Below are 23,282 nucleotides of genomic sequence, written 5' to 3'. Positions count from 1 at the left end.
TCGAATGGCTGCCGGCAGACAATCGGATATCCCCCTTTCGCGCGACGCCTCGGCCCGATTCCTTCCCTGGATCGTGGCTTTCCTGACCTATATCGCCGCGCTCTCGGTGGCGGGTTTTCTGGCGCTGAACCAATTATCCGTCGATTGGAATGACGGCTTGAGCAACGCCATCACCGTGGAAGTCACCGCCGCGGAGGGGGAAGAGGAGGATTCGGTCAATACCCGCGTTCAGAATACGGTGGCGCTGTTGCGCGGCTATCCCGGCGTGGAAAAGGTGGAGGTCCTCGCCAGGGCGCAGATTCGCGAGTTCCTGGAACCCTGGCTCGGAAACGCGCTCGACATCAGCGCCCTGCCGCTGCCGCGGCTGATTGACGTCAAGCTTGCGAGCGGAACGGATATCGACGTCGCTGCCCTGAACGAGAGGTTGGCAACCACGAGCGGCGCGCGCGCCGATGATCACGCGGTCTGGCGGGACAGGATGGAACGCTTCCTGGGATCCCTGGAATGGGCTGCGATTGCGATTGTGGCCGTCGTCGTGGCCGCGGCGGTGATCATGGTCGCTTTCGCGACCCGGGGCAGCTTGGCTACGCACAGGGAGACAATTGAGTTACTGCACCTGATCGGTGCGCGGGATGAGTATATCGCTCGCCAGTTCCAGCGCCATGCCATGCGCCTCGCCTTGCTCGGATCGATGCTGGGCGCCCTGGCCGCGATGGGGACCGCGTTTCTAATCAGCCAATCCGCGTCGGGCTTGGCAACCGGGGCGGGTTTGCCCACGGACGGTAACCTGATGCCCGTGCTGGCGACGCTCGCGCTGCCGCCGGTTTCCACCCTCGTTGCCCTGATCACCGCAAGGCGCACGGTCCTGGCCGCCTTGCAGCGGATGACCTGACATGCGGCAGCCCCGGCGAAGGCCATGGCGCCGTAAGGCGAGCCTGATGACAGCGGTCCTGCTGGCCTTCGCGTGGGCGCTTGGTTTCGTATTCTTCGCGGTCACCCTGCCGCAGGATCCGCCGGACGAAACCGTTTCTACCGACGCCATCGTCGTCTTTACCGGCGGCAGTCTCAGGCTGGAAGCCGGGCTTCGCCTCCTATCCGCGGGCAAAGCCAGAAAACTGTTCATTTCCGGCGTGCATCGGGGCGTCGATGTCGAAGAATTGAAACGTGTCTGGAAACAGGCGCCGGAAACAGTCGATTGTTGTATTGTTCTCGGATACGAAGCGGACGATACATCGGGCAACGCACGGGAGTCCGCCGATTGGGTCAACGGCGAAGGATACAGGTCGATCCGATTGGTCACCGCAGATTATCACATGCCTCGCAGTCTGATCGAATTCAGGATGCTGGCGCCGGAGGTCACCGTCATTCCGCACCCTGTACATCCACCCCATGTCAAAACCAGCGAATGGTATAAATACCCAGGGACAGCATTGTTGATTGCAGGCGAATACACCAAAACCCTCGTCGCCGTCGTCCGAGTCTGGATACGTCGCGGATTCAACGCCCTGTTAGCCGATGGGGACGCCCGCACATGACCGTTCGAGGCATCCTATTCGGGATCTATTTCTATTTGCTGACGACCTTCGTTGTCATCGCCTATCTGCCGTTTCTTCTGACCACGCAGCGGATTGTCCGCTTTTTGGCAGGCCTGTGGTGCAGGGCGGCGCTGTTCGGGTTGCGTGTCATCGGCGGCGTCTCATGGCGGTATGAAGGGGTCGAGAATCTACCGGATCGACCCTTCGTCCTCGCCTGCAAGCACCAGTCGACCTGGGAAACGCTTTCTCTCTTCATCTATTTCGATGCGCCGGCCTTCATCCTGAAACAGGAATTGACCAAAATTCCGTTATTCGGCTGGTACCTTCACAAGGCGGGCAACATATCGGTGGATAGATCGGCGGGAGCAAAAGCGCTCCGCAAGATGATCGAGGACACGCGGCAAGTGCTGGGGACGGGTCGGAAAATTGTAATCTTTCCCGAAGGCACGCGCACCGCACCGGGCACAAAACCCCGCTACCATTCCGGGGTCGTCGCGGTTTATCGGGAAAGCGGCTATCCGCTGGTACCGGCAGCCCTCAATTCCGGCCAGTTCTGGCCCAAATCGATCTGGTCCTGCCGACCAGGCGAAATCGTGCTGCGGTTCCTGCCGCCCTTGCCTGAAGACATGGGTCGGCGCGAATTGATGACCTCTTTGGAAGAGGTGATCGAGACCGCCAGTCGCGACCTTCAGGACAACCGCTGATACCGTTTCCCCTGTGGATAAGTATGTGAATACACTCACAGCCGAATGGAAAACATTTCCCCGGCATTGATTCGGTGAACCGCCATTGTTTCGACGGGGAGGAAAATCCCAAGAATCGCACTGCAATCTGTGCTATATAGTCTCAGATACTTCACATCGGCATGATTAGTTATTATATGTCAAAGCGTTAAACGATTTCGCAAGAGAAACACCGGTTTCGGCAGGACTTATCGTGACAGCCAATTTGACTGTGACTTCCGAACGCATCTGGGATCAGAAATATCGTTTCCGGGATCCCGACGGCCATCCTGTGGACAAAACTATCGAAGATAGCTGGCGCCGTGTCGCCAAGGCCCTCGCCGCCGTTGAACGCAAAGGCCGGAAGACGAAACCGAACACAGATTGGGAAGAGAAATTCTACGCCGCCATGGCGGATTTCAAATTCCTGCCCGCGGGGCGAATACTGGCCGGCGCGGGAACAGACCGGTCGGTCACGCTGTTCAACTGCTTTGTCATGGGCACGATTCCGGACGACATGTCCGGCATCTTCACCCATTTGCGCGAAGCGGCGCTGACGATGCAGCAAGGCGGCGGCATTGGTTATGATTTCTCGACCTTGCGGCCGCGCGGAGCGCCGGTGCACGGGGTTGGCGCGGACGCTTCCGGACCTGTCTCCTTCATGGATGTCTGGGACGCCATGTGCCGAACGATCATGTCCGCGGGCTCCCGCCGGGGGGCGATGATGGCGACCCTCCGCTGCGATCATCCCGATATAGAGGAATTCATCACCGCCAAACAGACGGAAGGCCGCCTGACCAACTTCAATTTGTCGGTGCTGGTCAGCGATGCGTTCATGACCGCCGTCAAGCTGGACACGGATTGGGAACTCGTCTTCGGCGGCACCGTCTTCAAGACCGTCAAGGCCCGAGATCTGTGGGACCGCATCATGCGGACGACCTACGACTACGCGGAACCGGGCGTCATTTTCATCGACCGGATCAACGCCAGGAACAATCTGGCCTATTGCGAGACGATCAGCGCCACCAATCCCTGTGGAGAGCAACCGCTCCCCCCATACGGCGCCTGCCTGCTGGGCTCGATCAATCTGGCGGCCCTTGTGAAAGAGCCGTTTTCCCCATCCGCCGATATCCCCCTGGCGGATTTGGAGGACCTGACGGGCACCGCGGTCCGGATGATGGACAACGTCACCGATGCCTCCCGGTTTCCCCTGCCCACGCAGGCGGCGGAAGCGGCGGCAAAACGGCGGATCGGATTGGGTGTGACCGGCCTTGCCGATGCGTTGGCCATGTGCGGCGTTCGATACGGCTCACCGCAATCCGTGTCCCTGACGGAAACCTGGTTACGAGTTGTCCGTGACGCCGCCTATCGCGCCTCCATCGATCTGGCGCGGGAGAAAGGCGCATTCCCGCTTTTCGACGCCGAAGAATACCTGAAGAGCCCGACGGTGCAGGAACTGGATGCCGATATCCGTGCCGATATCGCACAATACGGCATCCGAAACGCCCTGCTCACGTCCATCGCGCCGACGGGTACGATTTCGATGCTGGCCAACAACATTTCCAGCGGTATCGAACCCATATTCGCGGTCGACCAGGTTCGTAAGGTCCTGATGCCGGACGGCACCCACCGGACGGAGCAGTTGCAGAACAACGCCTACCGCCTGTTCCGGGAAGCACGTGGACCGGACGCACCGGTGCCGGAAGCCTTCGTGGATATCGATGCCTTGAGTCCGGCCGACCATCTGGCAATACAAGCCGCGGCCCAGAAATTCATCGACAGCTCCATATCCAAGACGGTGAACCTCCCTCCCGACATCCCCTATGAAGCCTTCAAGGAGGTCTATCGGGAAGCTTACGATCTGGGGTGCAAGGGTTGCACAACCTATCGCCCGAGCGCGGTGCGCGGTTCCGTCCTGGAGGCGGCGCCGAAGGCCGGCGAAAAGGCGAGGCCCACCGGCGCGGACCCTGTTCCCTTACAGACCGATGCCGGGGCGGTCGTTTACATGTCCGAACCCCTGGACAGGCCCGCGACGCTGACCGGGTCGACCTACAAGATCAAATGGCCGGAGAGCGACCACGCGATCTACATCACCATCAACGATATAGAACAGGACGGCCGCAAAAGGCCCTTCGAAGTCTTTATCAACAGCAAGAACATGGAGCACTACGCCTGGACGGTTGCCCTGACCCGCATGATCAGTGCGGTGTTCCGCCGCGGCGGCGACGTCTCGTTCGTGGTGGAGGAATTGAAAGCCGTGTTCGACCCGCGCGGCGGCTACTGGATGGGCGGGCGCTACGTGCCGTCGCTATTGGCCGCAATCGGTGAAGTCATCGAAAACCACATGGTGCAGACAGGATTCCTGGAGCGCGGCGACAGCATCCTGCCGAACGCCGAAAGGAGCAGCAAGGCGAAGAAAGTCGGCGGCCAATGCCCCCGCTGCGGCAGTGCCGCCCTGATCAAACAGGAAGGCTGCGACACCTGCAGCGCCTGCGGCTGGTCCCGCTGTGGGTGAAGGCAACGGTATTGAGGTCGGGCAGCGGCGCGGCTACGGTTCCTTCATGTTCGGTTCGAAAACCCAGCCTTGCCGGCAATGCGGCCGCCCAATCAAGGGCTATGTGGACGAATGCCCGGGCTGCGGCGCGCACAAACCGGTTCCCGTCCCGCCATCCTATTACATCGCAGGGGCGGCAATCGCCGGCCTGATCATCTATCTCGCTTCTGATTTCGACCGTGTCATCGAGTATTTCGGCGGCCGCCTGACCGAACTTCTCGGCGGCGGTTGAGACCATCAATCCTCGGTTTTCCCCTCGGCGTCATGGACCCTGTCCAGCATCGAGGTAAGGCTCTCATCATCCACGCCCAATTGATGCAGCCGTTTGACCGTATTCTCCAGATAAGTCCGGTTCGGCCCGCGGGTCCCACAGGCCGTGGAGATCATATCGGCGCGCCTCTCCTGAGACAGATGCCCCATATATTGCTGATGTGCCCGGTCCACGACAAAGGCCCAGCATTGAACCGTCCGGCCATCATCGACCGTGGCGGGCAGAAGGGTCGGATTGTAGATCCCCGTCACCATCTCCCGGACCCAAAGGTATTCGACTGCTTCCTCCAACTGGGTTCGCCCACAGACGCGATACGCCATGCCGACGCATTCACCACCCTGGTCCAGACCGAGCACAAGACCCGGGCACTCGACCGTGCCGCGATAGCCGTGCGACAATACGCAGAAGGATCGATGCCAGCCGTGCAGGCGCACCATCGCGGCCTCCAAGTGATGGAAACCCGGATCCCACATCAACGATCCATAGCCGAAGAACCAGACATCTTCTTGCGGCGGCAGCGACGACAGGAACGCCTGTTTCCGTCGATCGCTCTCCTCGTTGGACAAGACGGGCAGGCCTTCGGCTATCCGCTCGTCCCGCGCCCGTTTGAAAAAGTCGTAGCTCACCCTGCTCGCTCGAAAATCGATTTTTGACGATGTTTCCGAATCTAGCGATTAGCGGCCCCCAATCAACCGGACAAACACTTCCTTCGCGGAGGTTCTGGTTTGATGGCACGAGCACTGCCATATATGGAGCATGATGTTCTCTGCCCGCCGCTTGTCCCTGGCTGTCTGCGCTGCCGTCGTCATGACGGCAGGGGCCTATGCCGGCTATTGGTATTGGGGTGCCGGCAAGATGGACGATACGGTTTCCGCCTGGATCGCCGATTGGCGCCGCGCAGGATACCGGATCGACTATGCGGAAAAGTCGGTCGGCGGCTTTCCCTGGACCGTCCGCATCCGTCTGGTGCGCCCCGCTTTCGCCGACCCTGCCGGAGCCTGGTCCTGGACTGGGGGAAACCTCGATCTTTCCGCAGAGCCCTGGTCACCGACAAAATATAAGCTTTCCGCCGCGGGCACCCATGACGCCGTGGTGCCCGTCGCCGGCCGACTCGTGCCCATGCAGGCGACCGCGGACCGGGTGGAAGGCGTGGCGGAATTCGACCTGGACGGCCGCTTGCGGCAGGCGGATATCACGCTGGAAAACCTGGACGGTGTCGCGCCGGCACTGAACGCGGATCTAAAGATCGACCGCGCTACCGTGACATTGACGCAGCCTGCCAGCCCGGCACGGGTGCACGAGGATGAAGAAGCCGCCTTGGATCTGCTGGTTCAGGGCCTGCGCCTGCCCGCCGCCCTGTCGGGCCCGTTGGGACGGTACGTCGCCCATACATCGTTGCGGGCTCGTCTGTTGGGGCCGTTCCCGAGAACGGACATGCGCGGCGCACTGGAGAGTTGGCGGGATTCAGGCGGGACGCTGGATGTGCCTTGGCTGAGCATCCAGTGGGGACCGACCAAACTTCGCGCTGAAGGGACCCTGGCGCTGGACGAGGAGTTGCGCCCTTCGGCCGCTTTCGACACCAAGGTCGCCGGACTGGGAGACACGTTGGACGCACTCGTCACCGCCAAACTGATCCGGCCCGACGCAGCGCGATTGGCCGGCGTCGGCCTGATGCTGCTGGCAAGAACCCCTCCCGGCGGCGGGGAACCGGAATTGGCAATTCCTCTGAGCGCTACCGATGGGGAGGTCTATCTGGGCCCGATCAAGATGGGTCGGATTCCCCCAGTCTTGCCGCCGGAACAGGCCGGAAGTGTCGCGCCACCCGCGCCGGTGACCGCGCGGACATTAGCGGCCCCGGCCCAAGCCGATTGACCCCGCCAGGTTACTCCGCGGCCAGAAACCCTTTCAGCGCGTCGACAGCCATGCGGCATTCCTTTTCGGTGCCGACGGTCAGGCGCAGATATTCCGGCAGGTGATAGCCGGCAACGCCGCGGGCAATCACCCCTTTGGACTCAAGATAGGCGTTCGCCTGTTTGCAGCGCTCGGCATCACCGAATCCGACCAGGATGAAGTTGCCGACGGACGGGTTCACTTCCAGCCCCATCCCTCGGATCGTCTCGGTTAGCCAGACCAGCCATTCATCGTTATGCCGGACACTCTCGGCGACATGCGCCGTATCGCGGATCGCCGCGACACCAGCCGCCTGCGCCGCGGCGCTGACATTGAAGGGGCTGCGCAATCTGTTCATTGCGTCGATGACATCAGGGCGGGCATACCCCCATCCCAGCCGCAACGCCGCCAACCCGTATATCTTGGAGAATGTCCGCAGCATCACGACATTGTCGTATTGGTCGACGAACGACGCCCCGGCCGAATAGTCGTTGCGGGAGACATATTCCGCATAAGCGGCATCCAGCACGCACAGCACATGCGGCGGCAAACCCTCTATCAGGCGCCGAACCGCGTCATCGTCCAGATAGGTCCCGGTCGGATTGTTGGGATTCGCGATGAAAACTAGTTTCGTCTGCGGCCCCACCGCGCCCAGGATTGCATCAACATCGGTCGTCAGGTTCTTCTCCGGCGCGGCCACGGGCGTCGCGCCGGTGGTGATCGCGGTAATGCGGTACATCGCAAAACCGTGCTTGGAATAGACGACTTCGTCCCCGACCCCGGCATAGGCGCGGATCAGCAGGGTGATCAATTCATCCGAGCCCGCACCGCAGATGATCCGCTCCGGATCCAGCCCGTTCATCTCGCCGATCGCGTGACGCAGTTCGTTCGCGCCGCCATCAGGGTACCGATGCAGCTTTTCCGCCCCGCCGCGAAAGGCCTTGATGGCTTCCGCGCTTGGCCCCAAGGGGTTCTCGTTTGCTGACAGGATCGCCGGTTCGTCGATCCCTTCAAGCTTATGGTCGCCCGGAACATAAAGCGGGGCGTCCATTACACCCGGCTTCGGAGTCGGCCGCATCATGTGTCACTTACTCCCCAGAGTCGCCGAGTCCGGGCCGCATCGCTCCGGCAATCGGCGTTGCATAGGCCCCGATCACCCGCGCCGATACCGCCGGGCCAGCCTTCACGAACTTTGTCACGCGCTCGTCTTCCGCCGCAACGAAACCTTCGACCTGCGCGAGATGGATCCACTCACCGTTCTGTTCCAACGAGGCGAGCAGCACCCCAGGAAGGTCCGCATCCTTCAGTTTCGAAACCAGCGTACTTCGGCTGACCGGGTCAACGGTGGAAAAGACCACGAAACTGACATCGTCTCCCGTCGGTTCCGGGTCCAGCCGCGCGATCGCGACGGCCTCGGCCGGAACGCCGCGGACATTGCCGACCCCGGCGAACGGCATCCGTTGAACGATGACGGGCGCACCTGGCACCGCCAGTTGCGTCCACCAGGGATGTTCCTCGTCTTCCTCCGGCGGGGGAAGAACGCCGACATCCGCCTGGCCATTCAGCACCTGTTGCAGCACTTCGCGCCGCGTCACGTATGCGTTCATCGGTACTTGAGACCCGAATTGGTCGCGCGCCAGATCCCACAAGGTGTGATGCGTTGCGTCCGAAAAGACGGCGATCTTGTAACTGGCCTGGATCATGGTGAATGCGGCGATCATCTCATGCCACATCCGCGCCAGGGCCGAGAGCTGGAACGGCCCCGAATGGCGGTCGTTCAAACGACGCAGCATGAAAGCCTCGCGCGAGGGACGGATCGGCAGCGCGGTCTGACTTTTTTTCGCGGCGCTGACATGTTTCACCACGTCGGCACGCTTCATGATCAGATCGTGGATGGCGTCATCGATCTCATCGATTTCGCGCCGGAGATCCTCCAGGGAACGGTTCGTCATGATGCAGCCCGGTCCAACGTCGTTAAGGCAATTCCCATCCCGCAAAACCGACGGAAACCGCGATTTGCCGGGGGCACACTCCTACAGTCTGGTCGGCTTGTTGGCAATTGGCCAGTACGCCCTTCGGCGGAGACGCAATCTTTCCAGAAAAGGCCTTTTGCCCGCCGGTCGGGGTGATGGGACTTGCGGGTAACGCCCTGCTCACCAGATATCAAGGATGCGTGGATCATAGCGGCCATGCGGGGTTAACTGTTGCAGCGGGCCCTGTCTTTGTTATGTATCCAGGAAACAAAGACGAATTCGGGCGATTGAGGAAACGGCGATCCCCTTACCATTTTACCGCAATCGCGCATGTCGGATTGATCTGACACGGCGGTTGCCTTAGGGAAGCGCCCCGCAAAGCGCTTTAAGTTGAGGACGATAACAGATGCCGATCAAGATACCGGACGAGCTTCCCGCCCGCCGTCATCTCGAAGATGAGGGCGTCGTCGTGATGGGCGAACGCGACGCCGTGCGCCAGGACATCCGGCCGATGCGGATCGCCGTCCTGAACTTGATGCCGAAAAAGGAAAGCACTGAAACCCAGTTGACCCGCCTGATCGGCGCGACCCCGTTGCAGGTGGAACTGACCTTGCTGACGACGGGATCCTACGTGCCGACCAATGTGTCGCAGAAACACCTGAGTGCCTTCTATCATACTTGGGAAGACGTTAAGGATCAGAAATTCGACGGTCTGATCGTCACCGGCGCACCGATCGAGACCCTGCCGTTCGAGGACGTGCACTACTGGGCGGAATTGACACGGATATTCGACTGGACCCAGAGCAATGTGCACAGCACGTTCAATATCTGTTGGGGTGCCCAAGCCGCGCTGAAGCATTTCCGCGACATCCCCAAGCACGAACTGCCGGGTAAGATGTTCGGCGTTTTCGAGCATGCCGTGACGACGCCGGGCAATACGCTGTTGCGCGGGTTCAACGACATTTTCCGAATACCGGTCTCCCGCCATACAGAGACACGCAGAGAGGACCTGCCGGACGATCCCATGCTGCAGGTCTTGGCGGAATCCCCGGAATCCGGCCTGTGCCTGGTGCAGGATCAGCGCTACCGGCAGATCTATATTTTTAATCATCTGGAATATGACGCGCGCACCTTGGCGGACGAGTATAACCGCGACGTCAGCCAGGGATTGAAAATCGACGTGCCGAAGAATTACTTCCCGGATGACGATCCTTCGCAGGAACCCCGCAACCGCTGGCGGGCCCATGCCCATCTGTTGTTCAGCAACTGGATCAACGATGTGTATCAGAGCGTTCCCTTCCACGTTGAAGACATCGGGAAGATGGCCGCTGAATGATGATCGGCAACGGGCATAGGACACGCCGCTCCTTCACCGTCGGATTGGCGCTGTTCGGGCTGTTCTTTCAGCTCTTACTTCCTATTCCCCTGGCCGTCGCGGCGGGACCGGGCGCACCGAACCTCATCCTTGATATCTGTGCCGCCGACGGGATCGTCCGCGTGCCTTTGCCCGTCGGCGACCAAACCGGCGCACCGGGCGAGGCCGATGAATTTGTCGAGGCCTGCAACCACTGTGTCCTTCACGCAGCCCATCTCGCCCTGCCCTCCCGCACTGCCGACACCGTCATGCGGCCGGACGATGCGGGCGAGCGCCTACCTTTTCTCACGTCCGACCGAAATCCAAAGTCCGCCGAAGCAGCGGCCTTCGATGCGCGGGGACCGCCGACGGCGGCCCGTTCGCGGGCAAGTGCCTGACCAAACGCATCAACCTGATTTCGTCGGAGTTACGATCATGAAAACCTTCTTCAAAGCGGCCGCCGCCGCTGCATTCACCATTCTGTCCGTCACCGTCGTTCCCTTCGCGGTACAAGCCATGGACGCCGTTACGGCGGGCCATTTGACCGTCGAGCCCGGTTGGGCGCGCGCCAGCGCCACGCCGGCGGCGAAGGCCGGGGCTGCCTTTTTCGTCATCCACAACAAGGGCGGCAGCGACGACGTCCTGATCGGTGCCGAAAGCGGCGTCGGCGGAAAGACCGAAGTCCACACCCACAAGCACGAGAACGGCGTCATGAGAATGATGCCCGCGGGCGACGTGACCGTGCCCGCCGGCGGCATGGTGATGATGAAACCGGGCGGTCTGCACGTCATGCTGATGCGGTTGAATGGCCCGCTGAAGGAAGGCGAGCATTTCAAAGTGACCCTGAAGTTCGCCGAGGCCGGCGACGTGACCGTGCCGGTCACCATCATGGGCATCGCCGCGAAGGGACCCGGGCCAGTGCATGGCAGTGGGCATGGTCATAACCAACACGGCAAGACGACGACGGAGTAATCCGTTACCGGAAACCGAACGCATGGCGCGGCGGACCTGTCTTGACGCAGCCGCCGCGCCGTGCAGTTTGCGCCCATGCAACGTTGGAAAATCACCCTGGAATATGACGGCGGCCCCTTCGTGGGTTGGCAGCGTCAGGACAACGGTCTGACCGTACAGCAGAGGCTGGAGGAAGCGGCCGAGAAACTGTGCGGCTGTGAAACGCCCGTGCAAGGCGCGGGAAGGACGGATTCGGGGGTTCATGCCCTGGGTCAGGTCGCCCATGTCGATATCGAGAAGGAATTGCGGGCCGATCAGGTCCGTGACGCGCTGAACTACCACCTGCGCCCTGATCCAATCTCCATCCTGGAGGCGGAGCCTGTGACGGAGGACTTCCATGCGCGGTTTTCCGCCATCGGCCGTGTCTACCTGTACCGCATCCTGAACCGACGTCCGCCGCCCGCCCTGGATGCCGGCAAGATCTGGCATAACCAGCGGCCGCTCGATGCGGAAGCCATGCACGAGGCCGCGCAGGTCCTGGTCGGGAACCATGACTTCACCAGCTTCCGCAGCAGCGAGTGCCAAGCAGACAGCCCGGTGAAGACCCTGGACCGGGTCCGTGTGCGCCGCGCCGGAGAGGAGATCCACGTCGATGTCGCCGCGCGTTCCTTCCTGCACAACCAGGTTCGGATCATCGTCGGCACGTTGGAAATGGTCGGACGGGGGAAATCGACGGCACGCGGCGTGCAAAAGGCGCTGGAAGCGAGATCGCGCAGCGCAGCCGGCCCGACCGCCCCACCGGAAGGGCTGTATCTGGTTTCCGTGAAATACCCCGACGAGGAAGACTGACGCGCACCCGCCTTATCGGGGGAGAAAGCCTGTTAGAGAACCCCGATCGTCACGACGTCCCGAGCAAAATTGATCATATAACTCAGCACCGCTTCTCCCAGGACCATGAAGACCACGACCGGCAGGTCGAGCCCTGTGGTGACCTTGATGATGTAGCCGTGATAGGCCAGCAGCCAGACCATGGCGATCAGGTTAAACATCAGGAAGATGCTCAGCGGCAGGTTGAACGTCACGCAGACGAGCGTAATCAGCAACAGCAGGACGATCTGCGGCCCGCTGGACCAGTTATAGGCCACGATGTAGGGAATGAACTTGTCCCGGATGCCCAGGACTCCGAACGCCGCATGCACCACGAGCGGCCAAGCCACCCACCCGATCGTATAAGAAATCACCTCGACCGGGACGACGCGCGCAAGCGGCGCCTCGGACCTCAATTGATCGGGAATCAGAAGAAGCAGCGCGATATAGGCCGGCGCGATGATGGCCGCGCACCAGAAGCTCTTCCAGAATGCCTGTTCATCGCGGCCGAAAAGTGCCGCCCCGCCGGGGTCGCGGCGGAACAGACGCCAAGCGCCGATAAAATTGACCTGGACTTCCAGTAGCGAGGGCGGCGGCAGCATCCTGTGGCTTCCAATCAGGCCGAGACGCCGAAATACCGTTCCAAGACCTTACCGTAGATCCGGCTCAACCCCTCCACATCGGCGACCGGAACCTGCTCATCGACCTTGTGCATGGTTTTACCAACCAGACCGAAATCGACCACCGGGCAGTAATCCTTGATGAACCGGGAATCCGACGTTCCGCCCGTGGTGCTGAGTTCCGGCCGACGTCCGACGACTTCCAAGCAGGCTTCCGTCAGCATTTCCGACAAGTCCCCCGGCGGCGTCAGGAAGGATTCGCCGGAACACACGATTTTCAGATCGTAATGCGCGGAACCACCCGCCGCCGTGTCCAGAACCGACCGGAGCATTTCCTCCAGGGAGTCGCTGGTATGCAGATCGTTGAACCGGATGTTGAATACGGCCTTGGCTTCGCCCGGGATGACGTTTGTCGCGGGATTGCCGACGTCGACCGTGGAAATCGCCAGCGTCGAGGCCTGGAAATGCTCGCTGCCCGCATCCAGTTCCAGATCGATCAGCGCCTTCAGCAGGTTGACCATACGATGCGCGGCATTGTCGGCCAGATGAGGATAACCGGTATGCCCTTGCACGCCGAAGGCCGTCAGATAGCCATTCAGACTGCCGCGCCGACCAATCTTCACCATATCGCCGAGTTCCTCGGGATTGGTCGGTTCGCCGGTGATGCAGGCATCGAACTTTTCACCATCCGCGGCCAGCGCTTCCAACATCTTGCGCGTTCCATTGACCGCCGGTCCCTCTTCGTCGCCGGTGATCAGCAGACTGATCGACCCGTTCGGCGCCCCATGCATATCCAGGAACCCGGCCACCGCGGCGGTGAAGGCGGCGATGGCACCCTTCATGTCCGAGGCACCGCGCCCGTGCAGCACACCTTCCGACACCTCACCCGCGAAGGGGTCACGCGTCCAGGCGCCGTTGTCGCCTACCGGCACCACATCCGTATGGCCGGCGAAGACGAAATTCGGCTGACCGGCGCCCAGACGGGCATACAGATTATCGACGGGGTCGGTATCCGGGGCGTGAAACGGCATCCGGCGGCACTGGAATCCCAGGGCGGTCAGCCGTTCCTGCAGAAGGTCCAGCGCCCCGCCCTCGGCGGGCGTGACGCTGGGACAACGGATTAGATCGGCGGCAAAAGCTACGGGATCCATTTCGATGAACAATCCCCGTCAGTCGCGCAGCAGGTCGTTGATCGACGTCTTGGACCGGGTCCGTTCGTCCACGCGCTTGATGATCACAGCGCAATACAGGCTGGGCCCGGGCGACCCATCCGGCAACGGCTTGCCCGGCAGGCTGCCCGGCACGACCACGGAATAGGCGGGGACACGGCCAATGTGAACTTCGCCGGTCTCGCGATCGACGATCTTGGTGCTGGCGCCGATGAAGACGCCCATGGAAAGCACGGATCCTTCCTCAACCACCACGCCTTCGACGACTTCCGAACGGGCGCCGATGAAGCAATTGTCTTCGATGATCACCGGTCCGGCCTGCAGCGGCTCCAGAACGCCGCCGATACCGGCACCGCCGGAGAGATGCACGTTCTTGCCGATTTGCGCGCAGGAACCGACGGTGGCCCAGGTGTCGACCATGGTGCCGCTGTCGACATAGGCGCCCAGGTTCACGAAACTCGGCATCAAAACCACGCCCGGCGCAATGAAGGCCGACCGGCGCACGGTGCAGTTCGGCACGGCGCGGAATCCGGCGGCTCTGAACTCGCTCTCGCCCCAACCTTCAAATTTGCTGGGCACCTTGTCCCACCAATTGGTGTTGTTCCCCGGACCGCCCGGGATCGGCGCCATGTCGTTCAGGCGGAAGCTGAGCAAAACCGCCTTCTTGAGCCATTGATTGACCTTCCAGCCGTCAGCCGCCTTTTCGGCCACACGTGCCTTCCCGGAATCGAGCAGGGACAACGCTTCCTCAACCGCGTCACGCACGGCGCCGGTCGTGGAGGTGTTGATACCGTCACGCGCCTCGAAGGCGTCGTCGATCGTCTTTTCAAGCTCGGCAATGCTCATTGGCTCTTACTCGCTATGTTCTTGCAGTTCTGTGATTGCGGTTCGCTGGCAGCGCGGGCCGACGCGGTCTTTTGCACTATGGCGATGCGGACATCAACCAAACAGCCCTGTAATGAGACTATTCGCTCATGCAGAGGCTTGCGGATATGCCTCAGCCGTGCCGCGTGCGGACATATCCGGACAGCCAGGCAGCAAGGTCATCGGTGACGTGGTGGATATGGTCGCCCTCGCCGGCCCCGTCATGCGACCAGTGATGATCGGTTTTAACCCAAACCGTGACCATGCCGAGTTTCGCCGGGTGCTCCAGGTTCCGGGCGATATCCTCCAGCATGACTGAGCGCGTCGGGTCGATATCGTGCTGCGCCAGCAATTTGTCATAGGGCGCCGGGTTTGGCTTCGGCACGTAATCGGACGCGACAATGTCGAAAAAGACGTCGAATTCGTCCTGAATGCCTAATCGGTCCAACACCGAATTCGCATGAGGTACCGTGCCGTTGGTGAAAATCACCTTGCGGCCCGGCAGGCGCCGGATCGCATCGACCAGATCCTCGTTGCGCTGAACCGGGCTGTAGTCGATATCATGGACGAAGGCGAGGAAATCCGCCGGGTCCATCCCGTGATGGGTCATCAATCCGTTCAGCGTCGTCCCGTGTTCCCGGAAATACTGTTTCTGGATACGCCGTGCTTCTTCCAGATCGATATTCAGATAGGCGCTGATAAAAGCCCCCATTTTCTTGTCGACCTGGTCGAACAGGTTGCAGGTCGAAGGATAGAGCGTGTTGTCCAGATCGAAGATCCAGGTATCCGCCGTATCGAGTTTTTCGTGGTAGTCGGTTTCTTCGCGCATGGCTGGAATGTGGCGTAGCGAACCCCGCCCGGCAAGTCCCTGGAAGCCCGGAATTCCGCCGAAGCGCATAACTTAGTACCGCGAAATTATATCAAACTGCAGACATTCCCCATTCCCTTCGGCCGGAATGTGATTACTTTTGCTAGCGTTCATTCTTATCCGGCGGTTCATACTTATTTAACGGCGGGATCGATAGATTTCGGAGGCATTTGGATAACACGCCGATACGCCGCGCCGGCTGACCTCGACATGGTCCCGGCTGGCGAAATTCAGGAACCGAAGACGAGCAGGAGCCATCGGTGTTTCAAGACTATACGGCACCGGTATTCAGAGTTCAGGAGAACTCCAAGAGCGAGACGGCGGAGATCGTCGCGCTCAACCAAGCCGCTCACGCCTTGCGCCTGAATGGAGAAGGTCATGCGGCCCTGCTTCGCCATGCCGAAACGGCAAGACATGCCGGTGCCGCGAAAACCGCGGAAGTCAGTTTGATTGTTTCAGACGCCGCCGGCGAGGCGGAAATCGAGCGGCGCAAGATCGAGTTTCTGGCTATCCCGGATCCGGATGGCGCGATCCTTATGATCGGGCGGGACCGAAGCCATGACGAAATGATCAGGGATGCCCTGACCCAATCGCGCGGCCTGTATAAAGACCTGACGGAACTGGCCAGCGACTTCGCCTGGGAGACCGACCAGCATGGACGGTTTACCTTCATCTCGCCCAAGGGTGCCATCGGATATCGACCGAACCAACTGGTCGGGGAAAAACCAGAATCTCTTCTGGCCCATCCCATGAGCGTCACGGGCAGGCTGCCGTTCTCACCGGAGACGCCGGTCCGGCATGTGGATATCTGGTTGCGGAACGCGGCGGGAGAACCGCGCTGTGTCATGGTCTCTGCGTTGCCGCTGGTCAACGAGAACGGCAAGCGGGTCGGCGCCCGTGGACTGGGCCTCGACGTGACGACGGAGCGGATCGCCCAAACCGAATTGGCACAATCCAAACATCGGGAAGATCTTGTCCGCTATATCGTCAACCTGACGCGGGACGAGGAAACGCCGGCCGCGATGATGCAGACCGCCGCCAAGACCCTAACGCGGGCCACGGGTGCGGACGGTTGCGCCATTCTGATCAAGGATGACGACGGTTGGGACGTCGCCGCTCGGTTCGGCCGGACACCGGACGACATCATCGCCCTTTCCGCGGCGGAGGCCCTGCCGCTGGACGGCACGGCAACCGTCGGGACGCAAGGCGAGTTGGGCGCGGTGACTTTGTTTCGTGGCGTGCCGAACGGCGCCATCCTGGCCTGGGAGGGCAACCCCGATTCCCCCAGGGCCGGCGATCATTGGTCGGACGACACCAAGGCCTTGCTGGAAGCGATCGAAGGCCCGCTGGGGCTCGCGCTGCGCCAGATCACCGACCAGCAGATTCTGGAACGCCTGGCACGGACCGACGGTTTGACGCATCTGCTGAACCGCCGCGCCTTCCTGGAGGAAATGGAACCCGCGCTAGCCCGCGCACGACGGCATAAACGCGCCGGCTGTCTGCTCTATGTCGATCTGGATAACTTCAAGCCGATAAACGACACCTTCGGGCATGAGGAAGGCGACACGGTTTTGACCGCGATTGCGGGCCTGCTGCAAACCTATAGCCGCGGCTATGACCTTGCGGTCCGCCTGGGCGGTGATGAATTCGCCCTGTGGCTGGATGAAACCGATACCGAGACCGCCCGCCGCCGGGCGCAGGAACTTATCGAGGCATGCAGGCCATTGGCAACGTTCAGCGCCAGTCCGGAAAAGCCTTTCGGCATTTCAGTCGGCATTGCGCCCTATTCATCGGAAACCGGCGGGGATCTGGCGGAACTAATGTCGCGGGCAGACGCTGCCATGTATGCTGCCAAACGGACAGGCAAAAACCAGTTCGCCGTGGAGATGCCGCCCGATCGTGAAGAAAACTAGGAATTCGGCATCCCGCGCACTAATTTTATTATTACAACTGATTTGAAAAACAGGATTACGGTATGAAGGACGAAGGTCAATCGAACCCACCTGTCGATGACGACCTTTCTTTGCTGCCCGAAGACTTGAGCTACGAGCAGTCGAAGAAGCTGCTTCGCGACTCCGACCCCAATGTCCGTCGCGCCCTGGCCCGCCATCCGGGAACCAGACCGGAAGTCCTGTACTATTTGGCCGAGGACAGCAGCAATGACGTCCGACTGGAAATTGCCAGCAACGAACGCACCCCGCGGCAGGCGGACCTGTTACTGGCCAACGACCGCGACGACGATATCCGCACGGCACTGGCCACCAAGATCGCAAAACTGACACCTGCCTTGCGCGACGAGGATCGCGGCGCGCTATACGATTACACCATACAGGTATTGGAAAAACTGGCCCAGGATCAGATCGTCCGTGTCCGTCAAATCATGGCGGAGGCATTGAAGGACGTCGCCGATGCGCCGCATTCGGTCATCCAGCAACTGGCATCGGACGCGGAATTAGTTGTTTCAGGGCCAATCCTTAGGTTCTCTCCGGTCCTGACCGACACGGACCTTTTGTCGATCATCAAGGCCGGGGCGGTTCAGGGCAAACTGGTGGCGATCTCCGAACGGTCCGAGGTGTCCGGCGATGTAGCCGACGCCATCGTCGACGCGGGCGATGACGAGACGATTGCGGTCCTTTTGGCCAACGGCAAGGCCCAGATTCGCGAGGAAACGCTCGACGCCCTTACCGCACGGTCGGAAAAGGTCGTTTCCTGGCATGCCCCCCTGGTGGCGCGGCCCGCGCTTTCCATGCGATCCGCCCGTATGCTCGCAGGTTTTGTCGCGGAACATCTTCTCGCCAAACTGCAGGCCCGTGAAGATCTTGAGGCGGCAACGCTGGAAGCTGTCGCGGAAGTGGTCGCCGAACGGTTGGGCGAAGGCAGCGGAAAACAAGATGTCGTGGACCCGGAATGGGCCCAGGACGACGTTTCGGAAGAAGAAATTCAACGATTGAAAGAGGCCGGCGCCTTGACCGAACCGGCCATCGTCGAATCCTTGGAGGCTGGCCGAAAACGTTTCGTGGAAGCGGCCCTTGCCTGTTTGGCGGAAGTCCCGCGGGAGGCAGCCGCCCGCATCGTCGCCCAGCGCAGCGGCAAGGCCCTGGTGGCACTTGCCTGGAAGGCCGGCATGTCGACCGACATGATCGGCCCGCTGCAGGTTCAGCTCATGGGTCTACCGCCATCGAAGATCGTCATTGCCGACGACCCGGACCTTTGGCCGATGTCGGAGGAAGACATGGACTGGCAATTAGACTTCTTCCTGAACGAATAGGGATGGCGGCGGGCCGGCCGCCCGCGCGTCTTACATCGCCGGTTCGGGAACGCCGTTCTGCCGGCAGCAGGCGGTCATCGTGTTCCGCAGAAGGCAGGCGATGGTCATCGGCCCGACCCCGCCCGGGACCGGCGTGATCGCCCCCGCGACGGCCTTGGCGCTGTCGAATTCTACATCGCCGACCAGGCGCGTGCCGCCATCCGGCTTGTCGATCCGGTTGATCCCGACATCGATCACCACGGCACCCGGCTTGATCCAATCGCCCTTGACCATTTCCGGTCGACCGACCGCAGCCACCACGATATCCGCACGGCGGCATTCGCCCGGCAGGTCATCTGTACGGGAATGCGCGACGGTGACCGTGCAGCTCTCCTGCAGCAATAGATTGAACATCGGCTTGCCTACGATGTTCGAGCGGCCGACGACAATGGCGCGTTTGCCGCTGAGATCGCCGCCGAAATGGTCTTTCAGCATCAACAGACAGCCGAGCGGCGTGCATGGGATGAGGCCATCCTGCGCCCCGACGGACAGGCGCCCCACATTCACCAGGTGGAAACCGTCCACATCCTTGTTCGGGTCGATCGCGGTGATAACCGCCTGATCGTCCATATGATCCGGCAAGGGGAGTTGTACCAATATGCCGTTGACCGCCGGGTCCTCGTTCAACTCCCTCACCTTTGCCAACAATTCGTCCTGGCTGACGGTGGCCGGCATTTTGTATTCGAAACTGTTCATGCCTGCTTCAACGGTCTGCTTGCCCTTGTTACGGACATAGACCTGGCTGGCCGGGTCCTCGCCCACCAGGACCACGGCCAGGCCCGGCGTGATGCCGTGATCGGCCTTCAGTCCCGCCACGGCCTTTCTCACCCGCTCGCGGACATCCGCGGCAAAAGCCTTTCCGTCGATGATCTTCGCGTCCGTCATCTTTTCCCCCGATCGGCCATGCCGACTGATCATTGTGCGTGATTAACCCGAAAGGTCTTTCAGGGCATCCCCGATCCGTTTCGTCAACACGGCCGGGTCGCCGTCGATGTGCAAAACTTTATTTCTGTCCGTTGTGCCGGAGATGACCGTAAGCGACGTTTTCGGCAGCGACCACGCCTTGGCCAACAATTTGATCAGCGCGGCATTGGCCTTGCCTTTTTCCGGTGCAGCCGTGACGGCGGCCTTCAACACGCAACCTCCGTCCGCCTCGTGGGCCAGTCCCTGAATACGGTTCGCGGAAGCCTTCGGCGTCAAACGGATCGATACAGTTACCCCGTCCGCCCTTGCCGATACCGGGGAGACCGAATTCGACATGCGACGACTCCCCCGGCTGTCGCCTGTTTAGAGGCGGGCAGCGAAACCGACCAGCAGGCTTTGCAGGAAATAAATGATGAAAATCAGAATCACCGGCGAGATGTCGATACCGCCCAAGTTGGGCAGGAACTGACGGATCGGCCGCAGGGCCGGATCGGTGATCCGATACAGGAAGTCGCCGATCATGTAGACGAAGCGGTTCGATGTATTGACCACGTTGAACGCGACCAGCCAGCTCAACACCGCCGAAATGATGATGCACCAGAGGTAAAGGTTCAGCGCTATGTGGATAACTTGGATCAGCGAAAACAGGATTACTTCCATGTTCAATCGGTCCTCATACGAATCAGCTTCGGTCCCGCTTCCCGCGCCATGTCAGAATGCCGATCATCCCGTGGAAACTGCACCTTTTCCAATAGATAAAGGCGCCCCCTGCCCGCCGCAAGCTTACGGAGGCGGGTAATTTGCCGGAAAAAGCCGGTCACCGTATTTCGGCCTCACCGGTCCGGCATGAATATAGGGGCGGATCTTCGTTCTATTCGGCTTGACAAGCCCCGCCGCCCTAAACATATTCCCGCGCGAATTCGGGGGCGCCCTTTACAGCGTCTTCGGGTCCCGTTCCTTCACCAGGGAACGCCAGGGACGAAGATCCGGGTTCCGGATTTTCCGAGATGGGGCTGTAGCTCAGTTGGGAGAGCGCGTCGTTCGCAATGACGAGGTCAGGGGTTCGATTCCCCTCAGCTCCACCAAGCCCTTACGCGGCGAAGCGCTAAGGCAATCAGGAAATCGATCGTCAGATCGGTATTGCAACGATTTCAGACTTTCTGCACACCCGTCGCTATATCGCGCGAAGACTTTCCCGCGCGTTTGCGCGTCATCATCCTTGATCATTCCGTGTCAGCCGCCGGCGGCCGTGGCGGCTTGCTTCCGTCGACAGGCTCTGCTCCATCCTTTTTCCCATCATGCCTCTGCTCGTCACGCGAGACCCCGTGGGCCGCATGGGTATCCGTGGCGGTCGACAGTTCCTCGATATTCGCCACGGTTTGCGCGACCCGAAGCGAGTCGGCGAAAGCGACATGTTCCTCGTCCGGCGCCGGGTGCCGTTTGAACATTCGATACAGCGCGAAACCGCCGATCAACACGTGGATAACCGCTGTGTACAGGAACAAATACATGATGCCGGTTTGCTCGATGACCACGGAGGCGAAGATCGGCCCCAGAACCGCCCCTGCGGCAAAGACAAGGAGCAGCCCCCCCGCTGCTTCGACATAATCGTCCACATCCACGAAATCGTTCATATGGGCCACCGAGAGGGCATAGATCGGTAACGCGAAGAACCCGAACGCAAAGGCCAGCGGCTTTATGAAACCGGGGGATGCCGGCCCTAGAATCGTCAAAGCCGCCCCCGCCAAAGCCGCGCCGGCGGCGCCGGTCATGATGACTTTACGGCGGTCGATCTTGTCGGAGAGCCACCCGAGCGGCCATTGGCCTACCGCGCCCGCGATGACGACGACACTCATGAAAATGGCGATGTTCTCAACGCCCCCGAGAAGCTCCTGCGCGAAAACCGGTGCTAGGGACCAGAAGGCACCGTTAGCCAAGCCAACGGCAAGGCAGCCCATGACCCCGACAGGCGAAAGCTTATAGAGGCGCAAGAGCCGGATCTTGACCGTCGCGACCGGTGGCGGCGCCGGTGCCGTGGTCAGGGCGACCGGCACCGCCGCCAGGGACACGAGGACCGAAGCCAATGCGAACAAGGTGAAGGCTCGCGGACTGTCGGCGATCAGAAGCATCTGCCCCACCGTGATGACGGTCAGGTTGATGATCGTATAAATCGAGAACACGAAGCCACGGTTCTCATTGGTGGACTTCGCGTTGAGCCAGCTTTCGATCACCAGGTACAGAACCGCGAAGCAGAACCCCGTCATGCCGCGCATGACCCACCAACTGACGGACTCTATGATCATGGAATGGCCAAGCACGACGCTCGATGCGATCGCGACCATCGCCGTGAAGGTCCGAATATGTCCCACCCGCCGGACCAGGTGCGGACCGAAATAGCAACCAATCGCGAATCCGAAGAAATAGATCGAGCCCATCACCCCAATATCGATCTGGGTGAAGGCCTCGATATTCGCACGGACAGGCAACAACGTACCCTGAAGCCCATTCCCCATGAGCAACAGGGCGACACTGAGTAACAAAGCGGCGATGGGGGCTACGGTCGCGGTCATAAAAGTGGTCGGCCCATAATTGATAAATCCCGGTCGTCGGCGGCGGTCATCGGATACTGTGGCCGATGCCCTCACGTAAATGCAAGCCAGGCCAATCGCGCCGCAGCCGAAAAGCTCTTCTCCGTCGGGCCCTCGATATCCTCGGCATTGTAAAGCATCAGATTGCCTGATAAACGCTACTGCGAATTACTTGCAATTATGTCCTTGGGCATTCCTCTGTCGCTTATGGGGGTGAGCGGTCAACGTGGTGCAGGAAAAGATAGCGCTGGCGGTATATGCTGAGCAGCGCGCCGCCTTAATCGACTATGCGGCCGGCATCATCGGCAGCCGTGAAGCCGCGGAAGATGTGGTCCAGGAAGCCTGGTTACGCTTGAATCGGCCCGAGGCGACAGGCGCGGTCGAACAGCCCCTAGGCTATCTGTATCGGACTGTCCGCAATCTGGCGCTGGACATCGTCCGGCGTTCCACCTTCGAGCGGCGAACCTTTACCGCTCTGCCGGACGACAACGTTCTATCGGCGTCGACCACATCACCCGAAGAGACGCTTTCGGGACGGCAGGACCTGAGGCAGGTCGCCGCCGCACTAGACGAACTTCCCGAGAGGACACGAAAAGCCGTCGAACTGTACCGGTTTCACGATTACCGCTTGAAAGATATCGCCGCACATTTTGGGATTTCCGTCGGTCTCGCCCATAAATTGGTCTTCGATGGGCTTGACCACTGCCGGCAACGGATCCGTCGTGGCAAGGCTGCGCGAAAATGATTTCTCCCGTTTCCGCTGAATTTTTGACCGCCTTATTCGTCTTGAATAACGAGGCGGCGACACCGGCGCCTGTCGACCCA

The 23,282-nt window shown here is 60.8% G+C and carries 24 protein-coding genes and 1 tRNA gene; 14 read left to right on the top strand and 11 right to left on the bottom strand.

Going from position 1 to position 23,282, the window contains the following annotated elements; translation table 11 throughout:
* The first annotated feature begins 4 nt into the window (after positions 1-4).
* The 5 genes from ACQK2G_RS23640 (at position 5) to ACQK2G_RS23620 (ending at position 5,043) form a co-directional block, all read left to right on the top strand.
* Positions 5-892 carry a cell division protein FtsX gene (locus ACQK2G_RS23640; RefSeq protein WP_425407498.1) on the top strand — a complete coding sequence of 296 codons (888 nt, stop codon included), beginning with the start codon at positions 5-7 and terminating at the stop codon, positions 890-892.
* A 46-nt stretch (positions 893-938) separates the two neighbouring features.
* Complete coding sequence (locus ACQK2G_RS23635; RefSeq protein ID WP_425407497.1) at positions 939-1,535, top strand: YdcF family protein; 597 nt, start codon at positions 939-941, stop codon at positions 1,533-1,535.
* Complete coding sequence (locus ACQK2G_RS23630; protein ID WP_425407496.1) at positions 1,532-2,239, top strand: lysophospholipid acyltransferase family protein; 708 nt, start codon at positions 1,532-1,534, stop codon at positions 2,237-2,239. Before ACQK2G_RS23635 ends, ACQK2G_RS23630 begins: the two co-directional genes overlap by 4 nt.
* Positions 2,240-2,471: 232 nt before the next feature.
* Positions 2,472-4,772, top strand: coding sequence for an adenosylcobalamin-dependent ribonucleoside-diphosphate reductase (locus tag ACQK2G_RS23625; protein WP_425407495.1), 2,301 nt, complete (start codon positions 2,472-2,474; stop codon positions 4,770-4,772).
* Positions 4,765-5,043, top strand: coding sequence for a hypothetical protein (locus ACQK2G_RS23620; protein ID WP_425407494.1), 279 nt, complete (start codon positions 4,765-4,767; stop codon positions 5,041-5,043). The genes ACQK2G_RS23625 and ACQK2G_RS23620 overlap by 8 nt, the downstream gene beginning before the upstream one ends.
* Positions 5,044-5,048: 5 nt before the next feature.
* On the opposite strand, the gene ACQK2G_RS23615 is transcribed toward ACQK2G_RS23620, so the two are convergent.
* Entirely contained in the window at positions 5,049-5,708 is a 660-nt protein-coding gene (locus ACQK2G_RS23615) for a gamma-glutamylcyclotransferase (protein ID WP_425407493.1), read from the bottom strand.
* Between the two features lie 130 nt (positions 5,709-5,838).
* On the opposite strand from ACQK2G_RS23615, the gene ACQK2G_RS23610 reads away from it, so the two are divergent.
* Positions 5,839-6,954 (top strand): DUF2125 domain-containing protein, encoded by a 1,116-nt coding sequence (locus ACQK2G_RS23610; protein ID WP_425407492.1) that lies wholly within the window; start codon positions 5,839-5,841, stop codon positions 6,952-6,954.
* A 10-nt stretch (positions 6,955-6,964) separates the two neighbouring features.
* On the opposite strand, the gene hisC is transcribed toward ACQK2G_RS23610, so the two are convergent.
* Together hisC and ACQK2G_RS23600 are read right to left on the bottom strand one after the other, a co-directional pair.
* Positions 6,965-8,053, bottom strand: a complete 1,089-nt coding sequence (gene hisC, locus ACQK2G_RS23605) for a histidinol-phosphate transaminase (RefSeq protein ID WP_425407491.1) — start codon at positions 8,051-8,053, stop codon at positions 6,965-6,967.
* A 7-nt stretch (positions 8,054-8,060) separates the two neighbouring features.
* Positions 8,061-8,924 carry a chorismate mutase gene (locus tag ACQK2G_RS23600; RefSeq protein ID WP_425407490.1) on the bottom strand — a complete coding sequence of 288 codons (864 nt, stop codon included), beginning with the start codon at positions 8,922-8,924 and terminating at the stop codon, positions 8,061-8,063.
* A gap of 427 nt (positions 8,925-9,351) precedes the next feature.
* Here ACQK2G_RS23600 and metA point away from each other — a divergent pair, with 427 nt between their 5' ends.
* From metA to truA, 4 genes are all read left to right on the top strand, one after another.
* Entirely contained in the window at positions 9,352-10,281 is a 930-nt protein-coding gene (metA, locus tag ACQK2G_RS23595; protein WP_425407489.1) for a homoserine O-acetyltransferase MetA, read from the top strand.
* Complete coding sequence (locus tag ACQK2G_RS23590) at positions 10,278-10,697, top strand: DUF2946 family protein (protein WP_425407488.1); 420 nt, start codon at positions 10,278-10,280, stop codon at positions 10,695-10,697. The genes metA and ACQK2G_RS23590 overlap by 4 nt, the downstream gene beginning before the upstream one ends.
* 37 nt (positions 10,698-10,734) lie before the next feature.
* Positions 10,735-11,271, top strand: coding sequence for a copper chaperone PCu(A)C (locus tag ACQK2G_RS23585; RefSeq protein WP_425407487.1), 537 nt, complete (start codon positions 10,735-10,737; stop codon positions 11,269-11,271).
* Between the two features lie 75 nt (positions 11,272-11,346).
* Complete coding sequence (truA, locus tag ACQK2G_RS23580) at positions 11,347-12,099, top strand: tRNA pseudouridine(38-40) synthase TruA (protein WP_425407486.1); 753 nt, start codon at positions 11,347-11,349, stop codon at positions 12,097-12,099.
* Between the two features lie 32 nt (positions 12,100-12,131).
* Here truA and ACQK2G_RS23575 read toward each other — a convergent pair whose 3' ends face one another.
* From ACQK2G_RS23575 to ACQK2G_RS23560, 4 genes are all read right to left on the bottom strand, one after another.
* Positions 12,132-12,719: a hypothetical protein gene (locus ACQK2G_RS23575; protein WP_425407485.1), complete on the bottom strand. Its 588-nt coding sequence runs from the start codon at positions 12,717-12,719 to the stop codon at positions 12,132-12,134.
* Between the two features lie 14 nt (positions 12,720-12,733).
* Positions 12,734-13,888 (bottom strand): succinyl-diaminopimelate desuccinylase, encoded by a 1,155-nt coding sequence (gene dapE, locus ACQK2G_RS23570; protein ID WP_425407484.1) that lies wholly within the window; start codon positions 13,886-13,888, stop codon positions 12,734-12,736.
* A gap of 18 nt (positions 13,889-13,906) precedes the next feature.
* Positions 13,907-14,752 (bottom strand): 2,3,4,5-tetrahydropyridine-2,6-dicarboxylate N-succinyltransferase, encoded by an 846-nt coding sequence (gene dapD / locus ACQK2G_RS23565; protein WP_425407483.1) that lies wholly within the window; start codon positions 14,750-14,752, stop codon positions 13,907-13,909.
* A 151-nt stretch (positions 14,753-14,903) separates the two neighbouring features.
* Positions 14,904-15,668 (bottom strand): pyrimidine 5'-nucleotidase, encoded by a 765-nt coding sequence (locus ACQK2G_RS23560; RefSeq protein ID WP_425407482.1) that lies wholly within the window; start codon positions 15,666-15,668, stop codon positions 14,904-14,906.
* Between the two features lie 230 nt (positions 15,669-15,898).
* Between ACQK2G_RS23560 and ACQK2G_RS23555 the strand changes: the two genes are divergently transcribed.
* The gene (locus ACQK2G_RS23555) at positions 15,899-17,551 is read left to right on the top strand and encodes a diguanylate cyclase domain-containing protein (RefSeq protein ID WP_425407481.1); all 1,653 of its coding nucleotides are present in this window, start codon (positions 15,899-15,901) and stop codon (positions 17,549-17,551) included.
* A gap of 62 nt (positions 17,552-17,613) precedes the next feature.
* On the top strand, positions 17,614-18,906 hold the full coding sequence (locus ACQK2G_RS23550) for a DUF2336 domain-containing protein (protein ID WP_425407480.1): 1,293 nt from the start codon (positions 17,614-17,616) through the stop codon (positions 18,904-18,906).
* 30 nt (positions 18,907-18,936) lie between these two features.
* On the opposite strand, the gene folD is transcribed toward ACQK2G_RS23550, so the two are convergent.
* Genes folD through ACQK2G_RS23535 form a run of 3 tightly spaced genes read right to left on the bottom strand, consistent with a single transcriptional unit; the run spans position 18,937 to position 20,529 of the window.
* Positions 18,937-19,830, bottom strand: a complete 894-nt coding sequence (gene folD, locus ACQK2G_RS23545; protein ID WP_425407479.1) for a bifunctional methylenetetrahydrofolate dehydrogenase/methenyltetrahydrofolate cyclohydrolase FolD — start codon at positions 19,828-19,830, stop codon at positions 18,937-18,939.
* 42 nt (positions 19,831-19,872) lie between these two features.
* Positions 19,873-20,205, bottom strand: a complete 333-nt coding sequence (locus ACQK2G_RS23540; RefSeq protein WP_425407478.1) for a DUF167 family protein — start codon at positions 20,203-20,205, stop codon at positions 19,873-19,875.
* A gap of 27 nt (positions 20,206-20,232) precedes the next feature.
* Entirely contained in the window at positions 20,233-20,529 is a 297-nt protein-coding gene (locus tag ACQK2G_RS23535) for a YggT family protein (protein WP_425407477.1), read from the bottom strand.
* 349 nt (positions 20,530-20,878) lie between these two features.
* Between ACQK2G_RS23535 and ACQK2G_RS23530 the strand changes: the two genes are divergently transcribed.
* Positions 20,879-20,954, top strand: a tRNA-Ala gene (locus ACQK2G_RS23530).
* Positions 20,955-21,092: 138 nt separating this feature from the next.
* Here ACQK2G_RS23530 and ACQK2G_RS23525 read toward each other — a convergent pair.
* Positions 21,093-22,439 carry an MFS transporter gene (locus ACQK2G_RS23525; protein WP_425407476.1) on the bottom strand — a complete coding sequence of 449 codons (1,347 nt, stop codon included), beginning with the start codon at positions 22,437-22,439 and terminating at the stop codon, positions 21,093-21,095.
* A gap of 247 nt (positions 22,440-22,686) precedes the next feature.
* On the opposite strand from ACQK2G_RS23525, the gene ACQK2G_RS23520 reads away from it, so the two are divergent.
* Positions 22,687-23,202 (top strand): sigma-70 family RNA polymerase sigma factor, encoded by a 516-nt coding sequence (locus ACQK2G_RS23520; protein WP_425407475.1) that lies wholly within the window; start codon positions 22,687-22,689, stop codon positions 23,200-23,202.
* The last annotated feature ends 80 nt before the right edge of the window (positions 23,203-23,282 follow it).

The organism is Hwanghaeella sp., from assembly GCF_965227365.1.
Lineage (GTDB): Bacteria > Pseudomonadota > Alphaproteobacteria > UBA8366 > Aestuariispiraceae > Hwanghaeella.
This window is presented reverse-complemented; position numbering and strand designations above follow the sequence as displayed.

What these genes read in the sequence shown, in the direction of transcription:
- ACQK2G_RS23550 (WP_425407480.1), top strand. Translation starts at nt 17,614, where the DNA reads ATGAAGGACGAAGGTCAATCGAACCCACCTGTCGATGACGACCTTTCT.
- ACQK2G_RS23610 (WP_425407492.1), top strand. Translation starts at nt 5,839, where the DNA reads ATGATGTTCTCTGCCCGCCGCTTGTCCCTGGCTGTCTGCGCTGCCGTC.
- ACQK2G_RS23560 (WP_425407482.1), bottom strand. Translation starts at nt 15,668, where the DNA reads ATGCGCTTCGGCGGAATTCCGGGCTTCCAGGGACTTGCCGGGCGGGGT.
- ACQK2G_RS23535 (WP_425407477.1), bottom strand. Translation starts at nt 20,529, where the DNA reads ATGGAAGTAATCCTGTTTTCGCTGATCCAAGTTATCCACATAGCGCTG.
- dapE (WP_425407484.1), bottom strand. Translation starts at nt 13,888, where the DNA reads ATGGATCCCGTAGCTTTTGCCGCCGATCTAATCCGTTGTCCCAGCGTC.
- ACQK2G_RS23590 (WP_425407488.1), top strand. Translation starts at nt 10,278, where the DNA reads ATGATGATCGGCAACGGGCATAGGACACGCCGCTCCTTCACCGTCGGA.
- ACQK2G_RS23635 (WP_425407497.1), top strand. Translation starts at nt 939, where the DNA reads ATGACAGCGGTCCTGCTGGCCTTCGCGTGGGCGCTTGGTTTCGTATTC.
- truA (WP_425407486.1), top strand. Translation starts at nt 11,347, where the DNA reads ATGCAACGTTGGAAAATCACCCTGGAATATGACGGCGGCCCCTTCGTG.
- ACQK2G_RS23600 (WP_425407490.1), bottom strand. Translation starts at nt 8,924, where the DNA reads ATGACGAACCGTTCCCTGGAGGATCTCCGGCGCGAAATCGATGAGATC.
- ACQK2G_RS23640 (WP_425407498.1), top strand. Translation starts at nt 5, where the DNA reads ATGGCTGCCGGCAGACAATCGGATATCCCCCTTTCGCGCGACGCCTCG.
- metA (WP_425407489.1), top strand. Translation starts at nt 9,352, where the DNA reads ATGCCGATCAAGATACCGGACGAGCTTCCCGCCCGCCGTCATCTCGAA.
- hisC (WP_425407491.1), bottom strand. Translation starts at nt 8,053, where the DNA reads ATGATGCGGCCGACTCCGAAGCCGGGTGTAATGGACGCCCCGCTTTAT.
- dapD (WP_425407483.1), bottom strand. Translation starts at nt 14,752, where the DNA reads ATGAGCATTGCCGAGCTTGAAAAGACGATCGACGACGCCTTCGAGGCG.
- ACQK2G_RS23585 (WP_425407487.1), top strand. Translation starts at nt 10,735, where the DNA reads ATGAAAACCTTCTTCAAAGCGGCCGCCGCCGCTGCATTCACCATTCTG.
- ACQK2G_RS23540 (WP_425407478.1), bottom strand. Translation starts at nt 20,205, where the DNA reads ATGTCGAATTCGGTCTCCCCGGTATCGGCAAGGGCGGACGGGGTAACT.
- folD (WP_425407479.1), bottom strand. Translation starts at nt 19,830, where the DNA reads ATGACGGACGCGAAGATCATCGACGGAAAGGCTTTTGCCGCGGATGTC.
- ACQK2G_RS23525 (WP_425407476.1), bottom strand. Translation starts at nt 22,439, where the DNA reads ATGACCGCGACCGTAGCCCCCATCGCCGCTTTGTTACTCAGTGTCGCC.
- ACQK2G_RS23575 (WP_425407485.1), bottom strand. Translation starts at nt 12,719, where the DNA reads ATGCTGCCGCCGCCCTCGCTACTGGAAGTCCAGGTCAATTTTATCGGC.
- ACQK2G_RS23630 (WP_425407496.1), top strand. Translation starts at nt 1,532, where the DNA reads ATGACCGTTCGAGGCATCCTATTCGGGATCTATTTCTATTTGCTGACG.